Genomic DNA, 17,973 nt, shown 5'->3' with positions numbered 1-17,973 from the left:
GCCTACTCCTTCGGCTCTACTTGTTCTGGATAAATGCTACGCAATCCCCAGATTAATAAACCAATCACAAAGAATGCTGATGCGGGCAGTAATAACAAGCCGTTAGGTTGATACCAACCGCCGTTATTAATCAATGGTAAGATTTCAATCCCAAATAACGAACCAGAACCGAATAGTTCTCGAATCACACCGACCGACATCAATACCGCACCGTAACCCAGGCCATTCCCAATACCATCGAGAAAAGACTTCAATGGTGGCTCTTTCATGGCAAATGCTTCGGCACGCCCCATCACAATACAGTTGGTAATAATCAAGCCAACAAATACCGAAAGTTGTTTGGAGATATCATAAACCACAGCTTTCAATACTTGGTCAACCACAATCACCAAGGAGGCAATAATTGCCATTTGCACGATAATCCGCACACTGCTTGGAATATGATTCCGAATCATCGAAATAAACAGGTTAGAAAAGGCTGTTACCAGCATAACCGCAATGGTCATTACAAATGCCGTTTCTAATTTGCTGGTCACTGCTAACGCTGAACAAACACCCAACACTTGCAATGCGATGGGGTTATTGGCGATAACTGGGCCAAATAAAACTTTTTTGGTTTCCTTAGCATCAGCCATTGATTAGCTCTCCTTGTTGCAATTTGGTCAGGAACTTACCGAAGCCTTTGTCACTTAACCAAAATTTAAAGGTGTTATCGACCCCCTTACTCGTAAGGGTCGCACCTGATAAACCATCGACCTCAGAGGGTGAGTCTGCAGGAGCAGTCCCTTTAATCACGGTAATCGCTGCTTGACCGCCAGCATCATATAGCTTCTTGCCAACAAATTTGGCTTGCCAACGTGGATTAGCCACCTCACCACCAAGTCCCGGTGTCTCACCCTGGTCATAATAAACCAGCGCATCGACCGTATTACCGTCTGGCTGTACCGCCAAGAAGGCATACATCGTTGACCACAAGCCACGACCATGCAAGGGTAAAATCACTCGGTCAATGGTTCCAGAAGACGTTTTTACTAAGTAAACACTGGCAAAATTAGAACGACGTATAATACCTGCAATGTCTTCATCGCCCGGCATCCGAATACTGGTACTCGGATCTTTAGCAGCCTTGCGTTGTTCAAAGGTATTTGGATTGACCTTATCTTTAGCGACGAAGCTTCCGGTATCTAAATCAATCACGCGCGGTTCAATGACTTCAGCATAAACGTCTGCCACCTTACGACCATCGAGGGCCACCCCAGATACCGCTAAAATATTCTTCTGCTTATCTTCCAATGCGTTTTGCTGCTGCATGCCACGCAAACCTACAGCTGCCAGCGAGACCACAATAGAACACACTAAACTAACGCCAATAACAACCTTAATGGTTTTGGCTAAGGAATCATTACTGGCCATCGCGAGCAAGCCTCCGTTTGATATTGGCTTGAACTACAAAGTAGTCGAAGATTGGAGCAAATAAATTGGCGAACAAAATAGCTAACATCATACCTTCGGGGAAAGCTGGGTTCACGACTCGAATAAGCACCACCATCAAGCCGATAAGCCCGCCATACCACCACTTACCTTTATTAGTAAACGATGCCGATACTGGGTCTGTGGCCATAAAGAACATACCTAAGGCAAAACCACCAAGTACCAAATGCCAATGCGGGGGTAATTGGAACATCATATTGCTATCTGAACCAATAACATTCAACAACAAGCTGGTTGCGACCATTCCCGCCAATACACCCGCTACAATTCGCCACGAAGCGATACGAGTGAAAATGAGGAACAATCCGCCCAAAGCCAGTAAGAAAGTTGAAGTTTCACCACTAGAACCTTGAATAAAGCCAAAAAATGCATCGCTCCAAGAAATGCCTTGCGCTGCTAAACCGTCGATACCTTGAGCGGCAACCACACTGAGTGGTGTCGCGCCAGAATAACCATCCACAGCGGTCCAAACTGCATCTCCAGATATCGCGGTTGGATATGCGAAGAACAAGAACGCACGCCCCGCTAAAGCAGGATTAAGGAAGTTCTTTCCGGTGCCTCCAAACACTTCTTTCGCAACAACTACGCCAAAAGTAACCCCCAGTGCCACCTGCCATAAAGGCATCGTCACTGGCAAAGTTAAAGCAAACAAAATAGAGGTCACAAAAAAACCTTCGTTAACCTCATGGCCGCGTACCGAGGCAAATAAAACTTCCCAGAATCCACCCACCACAAATGCGGTTAAGTAAATCGGTAGGAAGAATACCGCGCCATAGAGCATCGATGCTATCCAACCGGCATCTGCGCCCATCGGCACGCCGAGCAAACCAAGTAACGCAATATGCCAATCGTCAGGAGCCGAGTAACCCGCAATAATGGCTTCATTCGCTTGCATTCCGGCATTATACATACCAAAAAACATAGCGGGCATTAGTGCCGCCCACACAAAAATCATGATCCGTTTTAAATCAATTGCATCACGAACGTGGGTATTTTTGTTGGTCACTAAACCCGGTGAATATAAAAAGGTGGCGGTGGCTTCATAAAGCGCGAACCACTTTTCATGTTTACCGCCAGGTAGAAACTGAGGTTCGATTTTTTCAATAAAATGCTTAAGACTCATGCTTAACCTTCCTTCTCAATCTTGGTCAAACAATCACGTAACACGCTACCGTATTCGTATTTGCCGGGACATACAAAGGTACATAGCGCTAAATCTTCTTCATCAAGCTCTAAGCAACCAAGTTGTTGCGCACTATCACTATCATTTGACAATAGGTCTCGAAGTAACAATGTTGGCAAAATATCTAAGGGCATCACCCGCTCATATTGACCAATCGGCACCATGGCACGGGCGCTACCGCCAGTAGTCGTGGTGAACGAGAACAACTTACTTTTATTCAGACCAGAGACGAATATACGCGCTAAGGAGAACTTATTGGTGCCGGGTACAGCCCAGCCCATAAACTCTTTCTCATAACCTTCTTCTAAAGCCACAACCTGTTGATGGTAACGGCCTAGGAAACAATGCGGACCAACCGCATGATTGCCCAGCAATACACTGCCAGAAATCACTCGGTGCTCACCATCGACTAGTTCGCCATCAATCAATTGACTAATCTCGGCACCGAGTTCGGTGCGCAACAAGCGTGGTTCTTTGACCACCGGACCCGCTAAGGCAATCACTCGCTGATTATAAATTTTACCACTTTGCAGCAAATGCCCTATCGCAATCACGTCTTGATAAGAGACCGACCAAACGGTACGTTGTGCGCTTGCTGGTTTTAGCATGTGAATGTGAGTCCCCGCTAAACCTGCTGGATGCGGGCCTGCAAATACATGCTCTTCGACCCGAGCAGCATCCGACTTCGGCAAACTAACATTAGCCTTACAAACGAATATCTCTCCATCAGTTAAACGAGATAACACCCGTAATCCGGTAAGATAAGCACTTTCGTTCTGCGCAATCACAACCGTCGGATCCGCGGCTAAAGGATTGGTATCAATCGCGGTCACAAAAATTGCGGAAGGTGTTGAATCTATCGCTGGCACTTTACTAAATGGACGCGTTCTAAAACCGACCCATTGGCCAGAATTTACGAGTTTATCCACAAGTTCAGATCGCGCTACGCTATCAATTTCGGCATCGCTTAAAGCACCAAAATCAATACTGTCACCTGCCTGTTTCTCAATCACGACAGATTGTAATACCCGCTGCGCGCCGCGGTTAATATCTTGAATGGTTCCAGCGCAAGGAGCCGTAAATACAACGCCGGGGTTCTTCTTATCTTCGAACAACGTCTGACCTTGGCTTACCACATCACCCACTCGTACTTTCATTGTTGGACGCATGCCAACATAATCTTCGCCGAGTACAGCCACTCTGGTAACAATAGACGCGTCTACTATTTGCTGTTTGGGATCGCCTTTAATAGGCAGATCAAGTCCTTTATTTATTGTAATCATACTCTCTTACACATGTGTTGGGTCGGAAGACGAGCAATAACGCCTGTGTGAATTTTGCACTTAAATTTAAGTAATTAGCTAACAAGTCTTCGACAATTAACTAACAAGCCACAGAAAACGACTGTATTCTAGCACCAATCAACCCCAATTCTCCAAAGAAAAAGCCCAAAAATATAACCTATTCGACTTAAGTGTTACGAGCTTGTTATCAACCTTAAACAATGGGTTAGCTAATAACTTAACAAGAATCTTTTTAATAATTTGCGATAAGCACCTTAAATTTGCTTAACTTACGTTTATTCTAAACTGGTCGGAGCCAGTTTTAATTGATTATTTTTACTTACGCCAAATTGAAACCGTCGGTAACTGTTAAGCACCTTTGCAAAAGACGGGTCTTTGTTCGCAAGTTGTTCTATAACCGTCAAACTATAGTCTTTTAATTGCGCCAATACTTGTGGTGGGAACGGAACAATATCCACACCATGCTCATTAGCCAATATGGTTAATGCCTCCACATTGTAGACCACATACTCACTCAAAGTTTCTTGATTTACGACCTTGGTCGCATTCTCAATAATTCTTTTTAGATCATCGGGTAGTGTAGCAAAGGCTTCCTTATTGATAATAAATTCAAGGGTAGTGCTTGGCTCATGCCACCCCGGATAGTAGTAATACTTGGCAACTTTATGAAAGCCAAACGCCAAGTCATTATATGGGCCGACCCACTCCACCGCATCAATATCGCCGTCACGCAGCGCTTGATAAAGTTGATCCGCAGGTAAAGCCAAGGGCAAACCTCCAGCCATTTCCAGCACCTTGGCCCCTAATCCGGGAAGACGCATTTTCAACTGCTTGAAATCATCCATCGTGTTTATTTTTTTATTAAACCAGCCTCCCATCTGCGCATCGGTGTTTCCTCCGGGATAAGGCAGCAAATTATATGGCGCATAGAGTTCTCGCCATAGCGCCAACCCGCCGCCAAGGTACAACCAAGCATTCAGATCTTTAGCTGCCATCCCAAAAGGCAGCGCGCTAAAAAAAACAGCAGCTGGCAATCGGTCTTGCCAATAATAGGCCGCACTGTGGCCCATCTCGACCTTACCTTGAGCAACAACATCAAATACATCTAAGGCTGGATAAAGCTCCCCAGCACCATAGACACTTATTTGCATTCGCCCACCACTCATTGCATAGACTTCTTCAGCAAAACGTTCCGAGGTCACCCCAAGTCCCGGTAAATTTTTAGGCCATGAAGTTACCAAAGTCCATTTATATTGAGTTCGCTGCGCTGATTGACTATCACTCTGGTCACCATTACAAGCACTCAACAAAAAACCTAGAAATAGGCATTTAATATACACCCGCATAAAACAATCCTTATTTTAATGCTCATGTGTTTAAGCAACGCTTCGTGCAGAACGATTAACCACCACGACAGTTTGGTGATACTGGCACTTGCTGTTGTTTATCCCATCGTTCGGGGGTAAATACGTGGATTGCTAAAGCATGAATATCTTGCTTTAGTTCCTCAGCAAGAACTTTATTAACCTCTCGGTGACACTGAATACGAGTTTTTTCTTGAAATAGTTCACTAACAATCGTGACTTTGAAATGACTTTCAGAGCCTGCGGGCACATTGTGCATATGACTCTCGTTAACCACCGCTAAGTACTCAGGTGAAAAATGCTGCTTTAATTTCTCGCTAACTTGTGTTTCAACCCGCATCTTCTATTCCTTCATAGATTCTATTGTTGGCATTGTATAACGAAAGGTTAAATTGATCCTCGGCTGTTTTACTTTAAGCGCTTTTGGCAAACTATGTTGCCACTGCTGTTGAGACAAACCATTCATCAATAATAAATCACCAGATCCAAGCAGATACTGCAGCTTAGATCTGGTGGATTTGTCACGGAAAACAAAACGCCGGGACGCGCCTAAGCTTAATGAAGCGATAATCGGTCGTAGACCTAATTGGGCTTCATTATCACTATGCCAGCCCATATAGTCGTGACCGTCACGGTATAAATTCACCAAAGCACTGTTAAAACGCTGCCCTGTATGCTGCTGCAATGCAGCCTTTATTGGTATTAAAAATTCAGGCCAAGTCAAAGGTTGTCGCCATTCTCCAGAATAGCGATACGCCGCCTCCGCATCACCTAACCAAACCGACAATCGGGGCTCCAAACAAGTCTTCCCAAATAAACGAATTTGATGCTGTTGCCAGGGCAATTCTGCAAGCAAAGATTGGAACAATCTATCCACATTTGCCGGACTTAACCAATGCTTATAAAAAATAATCTCATCTGACAACTGATTCACGACCTTTTCTGCGCCTTTCGTTTACCCATTAACTTAGATACACTGCTGGCACGATTCAAGGCCAGCACGCTACCATTCCAATATGCATCAACAACTGATCATCGCTCCCGTAGAGTTAAACTTAGCTCGTTACCCAAAACAGTCTGCTGATGAGCTACGCGCTTGGAACGCGGCTGACGAATTATTGTTAGAGTATGCCTTTGAGCTTAGTACAAACCTTCAACATATTTTGCTGCTCAACGATGAATTTGGCGGCCTAGCCTGCGCAATCTTGGCTCACCCTAATTTACGCCATTGCCAAATCACTTGGTTGAGTGACTCCTTTATCGCCCAGCAAGCTTTAGCGCAAAATATTCAAGCTAATCAGCTTAATGGGGAAAGCATAAATATAATTAGTAGCATCGATGTCATGCCTCAAGCTGACTTAGTCCTAATGCGTTTACCCAAGAGCTTAAACTATCTGGAACACCAGCTCATTGCACTACAAAATGCCATGAATAACGCAAGCTTACTGGTTTGTGGCGTGATGCTCAAAGGATTGCCCAAATCGGTGTTTAATCTGTTTGAAAAACATCTCGGTGAAGTGAACACCTCGTTAGCGAAAAAGAAGGCCCGCCTCCTATTCAGCCACTATCAAGGTAAGTGCTCGGCCTCTCGCTATCCCAAAGCTTGGACGATAGAGGAATACCAGTGGCAACTGAATGATCACGCCAACGTATTTTGTTTCGCCAAATTCGACATTGGTACCCGCTTCATGCTAAAACATTTGCCGCGAGGTGAGTTTGCCAGCGTTGTCGATTTAGGCTGTGGAAATGGTCTACTCGGCTTAAGAGCCCTAGAGCTCTACCCCGAGGCCTCGGTCACCTTTGCCGACGAATCACTGATGGCTTTGGCCTCAGCAAAAAATAACGTACAACTGAATCATCCTGAGGCGCTTAATCGATGTGAGTTTATTCATGATAACGCTTTAGAACATCAAGCCGACAACTCTGCGGATCTGGTATTATGTAATCCGCCCTTCCATCAACAAAACACCATTTCTACTCATATTGCTCGGCAAATGTTTCGCGACGCCAAACGCTGTTTACGTAGTAATGGCATGCTCGCCGTCGTCGCAAATCGCCATTTGAGCTACCAAGCACTATTAAAATCTTACTTTGGTGGCTATAAGTTGCTGGCGAGCAATAACAAATTTGTTATCCTCGGTTGCACGAAACGTTAATTAACCAGAAAAGGTGAACCACTTGAAGAATCTATTTACATTGGTGATATTACTATTCGGCTTAAGTGCTTGTAGTAGTCGACCACAACAAGTGCAGTTAAATCCACAGGTACAACTGAGCGATGTCACCCAGCATTCCATTATTGCGGCGATTCATTCCCAAGATTTACGCCCAAATCGATTTTTAATCAGCATTCATCACGGTGATCAAGAGCAAGCCGAACTAATTGCCAGTGGCAGCAATTTACGTTCGTCCATTGAACAGCAGCTTAGCGCAGCTTGGCAGCAACAAGGCCTGGGTTTTGTCCCCGCCTCACCCAACACAATCCGGGTAGATATTAACGAACTCGCCTCTCGCGTTGAGCAAGGGAGCGTAAAATACAGTGCCAGCACGACCATACGCATCAAAGTGACCGTAGACACCCCGACTAAAACTTTAGATAAGGAATTTCGCTCAATTCATACCAATGAAGGAGCCTTTAAAGTGGATGTAAATAAACAAGCCGAGGCAATGAATCAACAACTTTCTGAGTTATTAGCTGAAATCGCAAGTGACCCACAACTAATAGAAGTAATGGAGTATCAACCATGAATTGGCGTTTTTTCCGCAATACCCTGTTTACCATAAGTCTGGCACTTTTCAGCGTCGCCAGCTGGGCGCAAACAGTAAAGTTTGTGACTAATCTCGGTGAATTCCAATTACAGCTCAAACCACAACAAGCCCCAAAAACCGTGGCCAACTTTTTACGTTATGTCGAAGACGGTAGCTATAAAGGCACTTTGTTTCACCGCACCATTCCCGGCTTTATGGTACAAGCAGGCGGCTACTCTATTAATTATGAAGAAGTCGATAGCTACAAACCCATCGAAAATGAATCTAAAAATGGCTTAAACAACAAGCGTGGCACCGTAGCGATGGCACGAACCAATGATCCAAATAGCGCAACCCGCCAGTTTTTTGTCAATGTTGTTGATAACCCCTACCTCGATGGCAGCCCTAAAAAATTCGGTTATGCGGTATTTGCCGAAGTCATTTCTGGCATGGATGTCATCGATAAGATAGTCAATCAACCCACAAAAACTGGTCCCGTCCCAGGGATGCGTAACGTACCAGTCCAGAAAGTGATCATCGAAGACGTGGTATTAATAGACCCATCTCAACCTTAATAATTCTGTTACAACACAACTGAGCAGTAAATGAACTCATCGCCAACTTGGTCACAGACCTTTCGTTCTTATTTAGATAAACGACTGCTATGGGTATTTATGCTCGGTTGTGCCAGCGGTTTTCCTTGGGTCCTGATTGGCTCAAACATGTCTGGCTGGCTGACTGATGCAGGACTCACCCGTTCTGCCATCGGCTACTTTGGCTCGGTGTTCATTGTTTATGCCATTAACTTTCTATGGGCGCCCTTAGTCGACCGAGTTAAATTGCCACTATTTCATCGCTGGCTTGGCCAACGCCGAAGTTGGATTTTTTGCTGTCAAGCTATCGTCTTGATATGCACCTTTGCTATTGCAAAGTTTAACCCAGCCAATAGTTTAATGGTCACATCGATGCTAGCCCTGTGTATCGCCACGGCTTCTGCTACCCAAGACATCGCTATCGATGCCTTTCGCATCGATAGTTTTAGCAAGGCCGATTCGCATCGCTTGCCCCAAGCCTCGGCCATGGCGGTCATCGGTTGGTGGACAGGATATTCACTTCCCGGATACTTAGCGTTTATTAACGCCGATGCTATTGGTTGGAATGGTGTCTATTTAGGGATGTGTGGCATTGTAGCGTTGCTCATGTTATTTACCCTGTTGGTTAAAGAACCCATCACCGATCGGGATGCTCTGCAACAACAAGCGGAACAACGGCACGCCCAGTATCTTGGTACCCATTCACCGATTGTCGCGTGGCTCACGGTGACCGTGGCCGAACCGTTTATCGACTTCTTTCGTCGCAACGGCGTGCGAGTTGCGATCACCCTACTGATGTTTGTTTTTCTATTTAAAATTGGCGAAGCGTTTTTAGGCCGCATGTCGATCCCCTTCTATCGAGAAATTGGCTTTAGTAATGAGCAAATTGGTCATTACTCTAAACTCATTGGTTGGGGGGCAACGGTATTATTTACTTTAGTCGGTAGTGCCTTCAACGTGCGTTTTGGCGTGATAAAAGGACTCATGTTAGGCGGCGTTGCGATGGCAAGCAGCAACTTAATGTTTGCCTGGATAGCCTCTACGGGTCCAGACGAGCAGTTGTTTTTGGCCACCATCATCGTCGACAACTTTACCAGTGCCTTTGCCACCGTCGCCTTTGTCTCGTTTTTAACCACATTAACTGGCCAAGCTTTTTCAGCCACTCAATATGCGCTGCTCGCCTCTTTAGGTAACCTAGGCCGAACCACCCTCGCCTCCTTCAGTGGCTCGCTGGCCGATATGCTCAACTCTTGGCCACTGTTCTTTGTTCTCACAGCTATAATGGTCGTGCCGAGCCTCATCATGCTGATTAGCCTACGCGGTTATTTTGGACGGATATTGCAAGATAATCACGACAGCAAACACTAATACCAATCTGATAAATAATATGATCAGCTTATTACGCCGAATAAATCTGCCAAGAACCAAGTATGAAGAACAGTAACTAGTGGCTCTAATTACAAGATACATAACACAGTTCGTGCGGATTTAGGCCAGTAAGAATCAACAGATAATGAGTTAGCTTGGTATGAGCATCCCCATAAGGACTACCGACTAGATCCTATAATAAGATGCGCCCCAAATTGCGTCGATGGTATCCAACCCAAAAGCGGTAGACGGGCTAGCTCCAAGATGAGAAAGTGTTGATCTTTAGTGGCGAATGTAAATTTAAGACAAAGCGGAATGTTGCACCAAAACGCAAGCCGACCGATGGAAGCAAAGACTCACTCACCATCGGTTCTAGCTCGGGAAATTATAGGGCTAAATCAACCTGCACAGGACAATGATCGGAGCCCATCACCTCATTAAGAATATCGGCATCACTCACCTTATCAGCAAAAGCCTCAGAGACTAAAAAGTAGTCAATTCTCCAGCCAATGTTACGGCCACGAGCACCAGCTCGATAGCTCCACCAACTGTATTTAACTTCATCTTGCTTCTTCAGGCGGAAGGTATCGACAAAACCAGCGGCAGTTAAATTATCAATGCCATCGATCTCGGCCTGCATATAACCAGCACTTTTATTGTAATTTGGCTTGGGCCGAGCCAAATCGATGTCTTTGTGGGCCACATTTAAGTCACCGCAAACTAACACGGGCTTACGCGCTTCGAGGCTCTTCAAGTAGCTTAAAAAGTCCGCATCCCACTGTTGGCGATAATCTAAACGCTTTAATTCGCTGCCCGAATTGGGTGTATATACAGTAACCAGAATGAACTCTTGGTATTCGGCTGCAATCACCCGACCTTCTTGGTCGTGTTCTTCAATCCCCATGTCGTATTCAACAGCAAGCGGTTTTTCTTTACTCAGAATCGCAGTACCAGAGTAGCCTTTTTTCACCGCCGAGTTACTGTAAATATGATAGCCTTGCAAGGCTTCCAGAGCGGCCAATACTTGATCGTCTTGGGCCTTGGTTTCTTGTAAACACAAGACATCGGTTTGCATCGCCTCGAAAAAGGACATAAAGTCCTTTTTCATCACCGCCCTGATCCCATTCACATTCCACGAAACTAAGCGCATTCGCCCTTCCTTTAGATAATTAAAAGTGGTTTTCAACAACGCCTACAGGCGACACTGAATCAAATAAGAGCTTTATTGTAGCAGGCTTAACTCAGGCTAAAAAACCTTAAAATAAACACGGCTTAGGTACATATAAAAGCCGTGCAGAGGTTTGGCTTGGCTAATCAACTCACCAAGCAGGCGTGCTTGCAATGCGCGCCTCAATTTATAAAATAATATGCGGCAGATAACGACTCATGTCTTGGGTAACTAAGCTGCTATCTTCTCGGATCGACATGCCTGCAGCCTGATCATCTACCAGCCAACTACCAATTAAAGTGTAATTCTCAGCAAATTTAGGTAACTGGTGCAGCGCCTGATAAATATAACCCTCTTCCCCATAGGGACCTGGCGTATGCTCTATTTCAGCGTCGCCATGCAAGATGGATATATTTGAGCCTTCACGGGAAAAAATTGGTTTTTTCACCATGCCCTTACTGAAATTCGCCTGTTTCACTTCATCTTCAAAAAAAGCCGGGAGTAGATTGGGGTGGTCGGGGAACATCTTCCACAACATCGGCAACAGGGCTTTATTCGACAGAATGCTTTTCCAAGGCGGTTCCAACCAACGAATATTTTGTTGCCCGAGATGCTCACCAAATTGCTCATCTAACATAAATTCCCAAGGATAGAGCTTAAACATCCAGCTGATTACCTCATCATCAAGATTAGTAAAGCGCTGCTCCCTATCCATGCCAATATCTTCGACAAATACAAACTTGGTATCAAGGCCTGCGGCAATGGCGCAGTCTTCTAAATATTGCACCGTGCCTCGATCTTCATCAGTGTCTTTACAACAGGAAAAATGCAATACCCGATCGGGCGTTAAGTATTGTAAATCACTAAAGCGGTTAACCAACTTTTCCTGAAGGCTATTAAACTGATCACTATTTGGGTTCAATTGCCCATGATCAACCTTGTCTTTAAGCCACAACCATTGCCAAAAGCCAGTCTCGTATACCGAGGTTGGCGTGTCCGCATTGTTCTCGTATAACTTCGCGTCGCCTTTACCGTCGTAGCAAAAATCTAGTCGCGAATATAAACAGGGATCGCCTTTTAACCAGGATTGTCGAACGAAATCCCAGTGCTTTTCAGGTATACAAAAACGCCGCATTAACTGTTCATCGTGAACCACCTTCGCGACGACTTCAAGGCACATTTGATGGATAGCTTCGGTGGGCGCTTCGATACCACGCTCAACTTGCTCAAGGGTGAATTGGTAATAGGCCGACTCATCCCAATACTTGTCACCATACATGGTGTGGTAGTTAAAGCCATATTCTTTGGCTTGTTGCTGCCAATGCGGTCGTTCACCGGTGGGAACGCGTAGCACCCTTAACCACCCCAGCTCGATTTAGAGCCCCCCCAAGAAGACTTCGCCGAGGCCTTCGCCCCGAAGCCGCCACGAGAGACGGTTTTGGTTACAGTCGGTTTACTCTTATAAGCCGACTGTCCTACTTTATAGTTTCTCTGGCCAGCTTTACCAATCACCGAACCATCGGCAGTGATAATCGAATCGCGATAGGATGACCCCGGCTGATTATATTTATACACCGAGGATGGGCGGCTGGGATCCATCATCCGGCCAAATAAATAGCCGTACATCAACGGCATGAAGAAACCGCTACTGCTAGCTCGACAACCGTCATAACCAAAGCTTTCTTCACAGTCTTGGCGGCTACTATACTTAGGTGCAGTTCGCTCGGCTTCTAACTCCGCATTACGATAGACCGCTGCACATTGTTGCTCGTTAAAGGTCGTTTTAGTGACACAATCATCGATGGACTCAATCACAATCGCATCTTCTTGAGGCTCGGAACAGGCACTCAACATGGCTGCCGACACCGCCACGACTAGAGGTTTCACTAAAAATGAAGGAGCGCTAACAGGGAGTTTGCGCATTGCCGATAAGTTAATAAACTTAGAACGTTTCATAGCGCCTCCTAGTAGGTCATGCAGGCTGCATTTAATAATCCTACCGACACACTGGTCGCGGCTAACATGATCCCAGCACTGACTTCGTTGGCTTCTATTCGCGACACAATGCCAGGGATAAATACAAAACGCACAATCACAAAAGCGGCAATTTGTGCCACTAAGGCAATGAGTCCCCACAGCGCATAATCAACAAAAGAAATAGAGTTACTGGCAGCGCCCGCTAAAGCTAAAGCAAAACCTAAAACAGCCCCACCAAAGGCGATGGCAGCACTGGTATTTTTTCCCTCCTTAATCAGCGCCCACTCGTCATGCGGCGTTACACGCACATAAATCACCTTAAATAACATCAAGAAAACAATAGATGCGATAAAGTAAATCGCAAAATTTGCAACGGCGAGTAATAGTTCCGATGATTCCATGTTCTGGTCCTTTATCCGTGAATAGTAATTTGGGTTGGTGAAATCGTCATGCCGGTGCTAATCACCAGGCAGCGTTCCAAAGCGTTATTGTTAAGCACCTCTTCGGCCGATAGAAACAGCGATTCCATTTCACCGCTAGGCAATTCACGCTCAAATAGCATGGTAAACTGGTCGGTGCTGGAAAAGTCCATATTATCCTGATAGGTCTTCTCTTCCATATGTACCGGATTATGATAATCGGTGGTCGAGGTCCATACCCGATGATATGTATGTCCTTCCAACTGATAAGTGTTTGCGCCAATTTCCTGCTTCAGCAAACGATCCCATTCGCTTTGATTAGCCACATCGAGGGTATCGTAGTAATGGAACATTTTCACATCCACCACATTTTCTTCACCTTCACCATTGGCGACCACTTGCAAGAAACCTTCATCATCGGTGTAAAAACGATAGATGGTCGTATCATCTAAGTCGACAATGCCTGCCGATTGAATAATTTGAGTGGGAGCGACCTGACTCACCACCATATCGGCCATCACTAACTTCAGTGCCAGCGCGTCCAGTTCAAAACTGCCACCCAACTTAAGCCCCATAATGGCGGGGGTCCCTGCATATTTGTCAGGTTCAGGCTTATGTCGACTAAACAAAGACTTAAACATAGCAACTATCCTATCTTCGGTGAATTAAAACACTCATCAGAGTTTAAGCGCCGCGCCGCAATATAATACAAGGCATCTCCTTGGTTAAGCGTGGTATCCAAACTCGGGTTCAGTTGTAAGTGCTGACTACCAGCCACTTTTAAACCAATAATGGTGGCCTGTAAGTTTTCTTTAAAATGCTGGAAAACATCGGAAAATGGCAGCGAAGATGAGTCCATATAGTGCACAGCATATTGGGTCATTCCGTGGGTAGTATCAAGTAACTGTTGATGAACCTGAGCCGAACCGGGATCCATCGCCGAGCGGGCTAACATTTCCACAGTAACCGATGGGATCACTTCAACCCGAGGGCAATGGCTGAGCAATAGTTCAGCAATAGTAGGGTCTTGTAAGTAGGCCGTCTTGTGACACTGCGGATTGAGCTTGGCACAATAGAGCGCGCAGGTCAGCGTCACATCGTCTTGCTCAGTATCAATAATAATTCTGCTCGCCTGGGCAAGATTAGTACGAGCCATGGTCTCAGCATGAGAAAAAGAGTCAACCTGCACAAACTCAATCTTACCGGGCAAAGGGTTCTCTATATCGCTGTCGACACAGAGCAACACGGTCTCTGTAGAATCATTGGTAGCAGCAGTGAGTAGCTCGACTAGGCGCAATGTTCTGGCGCCATTCCAGCCAATAATCACGGTATGATTGGAGAGTTTCAACATGCGTTTCCCTCGTGCCCCTCTAGTGTAAATATCATTGATCACAAAACCGACTTTGGTAATCACCACCGCAAAGATACTGATCCCAATTGGAATAACCCACAAGCTGACAATTAAACGTCCCAGTGGCGTACTGGGCCCAAAATCGCCGTAGCCAACAGTCGATGCGGTCACCACTATCCAATATAGAAAGGTTTCACTATGAACTAAGGCGCGTTCGCCTACCAGCATTAAGCTGTAATAAGAAATGAAAACATACAATAGCACTGAGATGGCTATTGCGGTGCCGTTAGCACGAAAAAAAAGCGCCGAAAATAATCGGCGCACTTTATATAGCAGCACTTATTTTGCCTTTTTTTGGGCCAATATCTGCTTGAGTTTATCACTACCGGTGGATTGACCGCCAGGTTCAATGCCCGCTTGTTTGAGTCGCTCGTCTAAGTTACTACCACTATCTTCGGCGGCCAGCTCCTCAGCGGCAGAAAGCTCGGCACTGCGCAGCGCTTGTTTCTCTTTTATCCGCTCTAAACTGTCAAGTGCAGTTTTCACTTTAGAATTCGCACCCACATGATGTGAAGATCCCGCAACTTGAGCTTTTTGTAAAGACTCTGTCGCCTTCACCTGATCAATTTGGATCCCCAAACGTTTCACGCTGGCCTTGGCTTTAGAGATATTGCTCTTGAGCGACTTTTCGGTATTCAGGTAACTATTATAGATCTCTTGTTCAGTGGCTAATTGCACTTCCAAATTAGACACCCGCTCGGCACACTCAAGCGCCAAGGTTTCATCACCTTTTTCACTCGCCGCAACCGCATGGTTGGTATAAGTATCGATATCTGCGCTTAAACTTTCAACCTTGGTTTGGGCTAACTTACGTTTCGCCATAATGGTGGTAAGGTTGCGATCGCAGGCTTCAAGCTCCGATTTAGCATCGCGTAACTCTTGGTCCAAAATCCGCATTGATTGGCTATCTGCGACAGCCTCTAAGCTTTCATTGGTCGCACCGCGAATGGCATTCCAAATACGTTTTAAGCTCATACTGATATCTCCTGCTGGGTAAACTCACTATACAATTCGATAAACTCACTCACATTCGAATAGAGGGTTTCTATTTCTTCAATGACGACAGCATCAACGCTTTGGGTTGATAAGGCACCAAATGCGGTGTAGTAATCTTTATCACCGATGCGTTTAATGCCAACGGCCGACAAGGGTAACAGGTGATGCGTGCGTAAAATCAAATCATTCAATTTCACACTATCGGTCACCGAATCGCAGCTAAACAAAACAACTTCAATTAGCATTTGTTGCTCACCAATGTAAGCAAAGGCATCGATACCTTCATCATTACTAATGCACAAACAACCACCTTCGCTATCAACACTCCAATCTGGATGTGCTTTAGCGAGTAATTCAAGTGATGCTGAATCCCACGACATAATTTTTCCTTATGTGTTAGTTATAGCTAACAAATATAGCAAGTTTGACTCTTGTGTCAACGTTTACTAACATTCGTTGCAGATAAATAAAAATAGAATGAGTTACCAAACACGATGAACCCAGAACAGAGTATTAGAAATCGACAAGCCTTGCAGCCTTATAAAGATAGTATTAAGCGTTATATTCGTGCAGCGATGCAGTTAAAAGGCGTTCAATATAAATATTTATCCGATGAGCTGGCTAAGCGCGATATAGAAATGAAGGAAGGAAACCTGCGTAGTAAGGTATATGCGGGCACCCTACCAACCGATTTATTTATCGTCTTAGTGGAAATTCTCGAAATGCCCGACCACGCACTCCGCGATATTATTAGTCACAAAGATAGAAGTTTAGACGAGTGATCAAAGGCGCGCTCTGGCCTCGCAACATGAGCGGATTATATCGCTTGGCAAACCAGACGTTACCAGTAATTAATGAACTACACCACCAAACAAGCAAACACAAAAACGAATAGAACAAGGTAAGCATAGCAAGCGCACTCGCTGTCACGAAGGGCTTAACATTGGCACAGCCCAATCTAGGTTGAACCTGTATTATCCACCTTAACCACAGTCAGCAAAGTGGGGCGAGTTGCAAAAGGAGTCATCGTGAGTTCTGACTGAGCCCAAACATGAAGGCCGCCAGCCAGTAGCACCCAACATTCAACTCAGATCATAAATCCACTTTATAGAACAACGCCAACTAGATTTTTAAGTTCGTCGCAATAGTTTATTAGATATAAATAAGCGTTATTGAGGGATGAATAGCAATCTGATTCGTTATACGATCAATGTATTGCGCAGCATAAATTTGCCGATAACGAGCCATGAAGAGCAGTCACTAGTGGCTCTAATAACTCGATACATCACGCCGTTAACGGTGATGGAGCCTAGTAAGAATGAACCGATAATGAGTTAGATTGGTATAACTAAATCGATGGTTAAAACAATCAACATCTCGCTTTAACCTAATTGCAATCATTGTTGGTAATACTAGCGACATGAGTGCACTGTGAGTTATCCCCATGTTGAGTATTTGCCGCGCAGATCCCTTCAGTTCCGAGAGTCAAACCTTGATTAGCGCGCTTGCCGATTCGCTGCTTAAATTAAGCGGTAACCAAGCTGTTGAACAGTTCGATGAAACTGAATTTAATCACCACACAGGCGTCTTCTTACTGGTAAAAAACCAGGAGCAAGCCATTGCTTGCGGTGGATTTAGATATTTACAACCGGGCGTATGTGAAATTAAACGCCTGTTCTCTCATCAAGCGGGTGCAGGGACACTCGTGTTACAAGCGCTAGAACAGCTCGCTGTAGAGTTTGGGTATCAACAAATTAATTTGGCAACCCGCAAAGTTAATCATCAAGCGATACAATTTTATCAAAAACATGGCTACCAAACGACTGCACCCTTTGGTCTTTATACGCGACATCAGCACTACCTCAGCTTGGCCAAATCATCTCAGCTTTTAGCACAGGCTGCCGTTCCCAAAAAAGCGCAGTGGCACTACCGCAACTGCGCTTAATCGAAC

General features: G+C 45.2%; 21 protein-coding genes. 6 read left to right on the top strand and 15 right to left on the bottom strand.

The features are described 5' to 3' along the window. Window positions 1-2: 2 nt before the first annotated feature. From ACRRSY_RS05525 to ACRRSY_RS05495, 7 genes are all read right to left on the bottom strand, one after another. Window positions 3-635 carry an NADH:ubiquinone reductase (Na(+)-transporting) subunit D gene (locus ACRRSY_RS05525; protein WP_432454156.1) on the bottom strand — a complete coding sequence of 211 codons (633 nt, stop codon included), beginning with the start codon at window positions 633-635 and terminating at the stop codon, window positions 3-5. Continuing rightward, window positions 628-1,413: a Na(+)-translocating NADH-quinone reductase subunit C gene (locus ACRRSY_RS05520; RefSeq protein ID WP_432454157.1), complete on the bottom strand. Its 786-nt coding sequence runs from the start codon at window positions 1,411-1,413 to the stop codon at window positions 628-630. Before ACRRSY_RS05520 ends, ACRRSY_RS05525 begins: the two co-directional genes overlap by 8 nt. Further along, window positions 1,403-2,614, bottom strand: coding sequence for an NADH:ubiquinone reductase (Na(+)-transporting) subunit B (locus ACRRSY_RS05515; RefSeq protein ID WP_432454158.1), 1,212 nt, complete (start codon window positions 2,612-2,614; stop codon window positions 1,403-1,405). The genes ACRRSY_RS05520 and ACRRSY_RS05515 overlap by 11 nt, the downstream gene beginning before the upstream one ends. A gap of 2 nt (window positions 2,615-2,616) precedes the next feature. Continuing rightward, window positions 2,617-3,957, bottom strand: coding sequence for a Na(+)-translocating NADH-quinone reductase subunit A (locus tag ACRRSY_RS05510; protein WP_432454159.1), 1,341 nt, complete (start codon window positions 3,955-3,957; stop codon window positions 2,617-2,619). A gap of 296 nt (window positions 3,958-4,253) precedes the next feature. After that, window positions 4,254-5,324: a TRAP transporter substrate-binding protein gene (locus ACRRSY_RS05505; protein ID WP_432454160.1), complete on the bottom strand. Its 1,071-nt coding sequence runs from the start codon at window positions 5,322-5,324 to the stop codon at window positions 4,254-4,256. 55 nt (window positions 5,325-5,379) lie between these two features. Next, window positions 5,380-5,682, bottom strand: coding sequence for a BolA family protein (locus ACRRSY_RS05500; protein WP_432454161.1), 303 nt, complete (start codon window positions 5,680-5,682; stop codon window positions 5,380-5,382). A 3-nt stretch (window positions 5,683-5,685) separates the two neighbouring features. Beyond that, a complete protein-coding gene (locus tag ACRRSY_RS05495) occupies window positions 5,686-6,276 on the bottom strand; it encodes an alpha-ketoglutarate-dependent dioxygenase AlkB family protein (protein WP_432464510.1) in 591 nt (196 codons plus the stop codon). An 82-nt stretch (window positions 6,277-6,358) separates the two neighbouring features. Between ACRRSY_RS05495 and ACRRSY_RS05490 the strand changes: the two genes are divergently transcribed. From ACRRSY_RS05490 to ACRRSY_RS05475, 4 genes are read left to right on the top strand one after another with little or no spacing between them, the layout of a single operon-like run. Continuing rightward, a complete protein-coding gene (locus tag ACRRSY_RS05490; RefSeq protein ID WP_432464509.1) occupies window positions 6,359-7,498 on the top strand; it encodes a methyltransferase in 1,140 nt (379 codons plus the stop codon). A 22-nt stretch (window positions 7,499-7,520) separates the two neighbouring features. Beyond that, complete coding sequence (locus ACRRSY_RS05485) at window positions 7,521-8,090, top strand: YajG family lipoprotein (protein WP_432454164.1); 570 nt, start codon at window positions 7,521-7,523, stop codon at window positions 8,088-8,090. Then, complete coding sequence (locus tag ACRRSY_RS05480) at window positions 8,087-8,665, top strand: peptidylprolyl isomerase (protein ID WP_432454165.1); 579 nt, start codon at window positions 8,087-8,089, stop codon at window positions 8,663-8,665. Before ACRRSY_RS05485 ends, ACRRSY_RS05480 begins: the two co-directional genes overlap by 4 nt. Before the next feature lie 30 nt (window positions 8,666-8,695). Next, window positions 8,696-10,051, top strand: coding sequence for an AmpG family muropeptide MFS transporter (locus ACRRSY_RS05475; RefSeq protein WP_432454166.1), 1,356 nt, complete (start codon window positions 8,696-8,698; stop codon window positions 10,049-10,051). 385 nt (window positions 10,052-10,436) lie between these two features. On the opposite strand, the gene ACRRSY_RS05470 is transcribed toward ACRRSY_RS05475, so the two are convergent. From ACRRSY_RS05470 to ACRRSY_RS05435, 8 genes are all read right to left on the bottom strand, one after another. Further along, the gene (locus ACRRSY_RS05470) at window positions 10,437-11,201 is read right to left on the bottom strand and encodes an exodeoxyribonuclease III (protein ID WP_432458851.1); all 765 of its coding nucleotides are present in this window, start codon (window positions 11,199-11,201) and stop codon (window positions 10,437-10,439) included. A gap of 205 nt (window positions 11,202-11,406) precedes the next feature. Then, window positions 11,407-12,573, bottom strand: coding sequence for a glutathionylspermidine synthase family protein (locus ACRRSY_RS05465; protein ID WP_432458850.1), 1,167 nt, complete (start codon window positions 12,571-12,573; stop codon window positions 11,407-11,409). A gap of 2 nt (window positions 12,574-12,575) precedes the next feature. Beyond that, window positions 12,576-13,175 carry a DUF1190 domain-containing protein gene (locus tag ACRRSY_RS05460; protein WP_432458849.1) on the bottom strand — a complete coding sequence of 200 codons (600 nt, stop codon included), beginning with the start codon at window positions 13,173-13,175 and terminating at the stop codon, window positions 12,576-12,578. An 8-nt stretch (window positions 13,176-13,183) separates the two neighbouring features. Beyond that, entirely contained in the window at window positions 13,184-13,597 is a 414-nt protein-coding gene (locus ACRRSY_RS05455) for a DUF350 domain-containing protein (RefSeq protein ID WP_432454170.1), read from the bottom strand. An 11-nt stretch (window positions 13,598-13,608) separates the two neighbouring features. Continuing rightward, on the bottom strand, window positions 13,609-14,256 hold the full coding sequence (locus tag ACRRSY_RS05450) for a YjfK family protein (RefSeq protein ID WP_432454171.1): 648 nt from the start codon (window positions 14,254-14,256) through the stop codon (window positions 13,609-13,611). A 5-nt stretch (window positions 14,257-14,261) separates the two neighbouring features. Next, entirely contained in the window at window positions 14,262-15,305 is a 1,044-nt protein-coding gene (locus tag ACRRSY_RS05445) for an ion channel (protein ID WP_432458848.1), read from the bottom strand. Beyond that, entirely contained in the window at window positions 15,306-16,001 is a 696-nt protein-coding gene (locus ACRRSY_RS05440) for a PspA/IM30 family protein (protein WP_432464508.1), read from the bottom strand. Then, a complete protein-coding gene (locus ACRRSY_RS05435; protein ID WP_432454174.1) occupies window positions 15,998-16,402 on the bottom strand; it encodes a DUF2170 family protein in 405 nt (134 codons plus the stop codon). Before ACRRSY_RS05435 ends, ACRRSY_RS05440 begins: the two co-directional genes overlap by 4 nt. Window positions 16,403-16,516: 114 nt before the next feature. Here ACRRSY_RS05435 and ACRRSY_RS05430 point away from each other — a divergent pair, with 114 nt between their 5' ends. After that, window positions 16,517-16,804, top strand: a complete 288-nt coding sequence (locus tag ACRRSY_RS05430) for a DUF6471 domain-containing protein (RefSeq protein ID WP_432458847.1) — start codon at window positions 16,517-16,519, stop codon at window positions 16,802-16,804. A gap of 662 nt (window positions 16,805-17,466) precedes the next feature. Further along, window positions 17,467-17,967 carry a GNAT family N-acetyltransferase gene (locus ACRRSY_RS05425; RefSeq protein ID WP_432464507.1) on the top strand — a complete coding sequence of 167 codons (501 nt, stop codon included), beginning with the start codon at window positions 17,467-17,469 and terminating at the stop codon, window positions 17,965-17,967. Window positions 17,968-17,973: the final 6 nt, after the last annotated feature.

Origin of the sequence: Agarivorans sp. QJM3NY_33 (assembly GCF_050870865.2) — a bacterium.
Taxonomy (GTDB): Bacteria; Pseudomonadota; Gammaproteobacteria; order Enterobacterales; family Celerinatantimonadaceae; genus Agarivorans.
The sequence above is the reverse complement of the archived record's forward strand: the minus strand, read 5'-3'. Positions and strand labels throughout refer to the sequence as shown.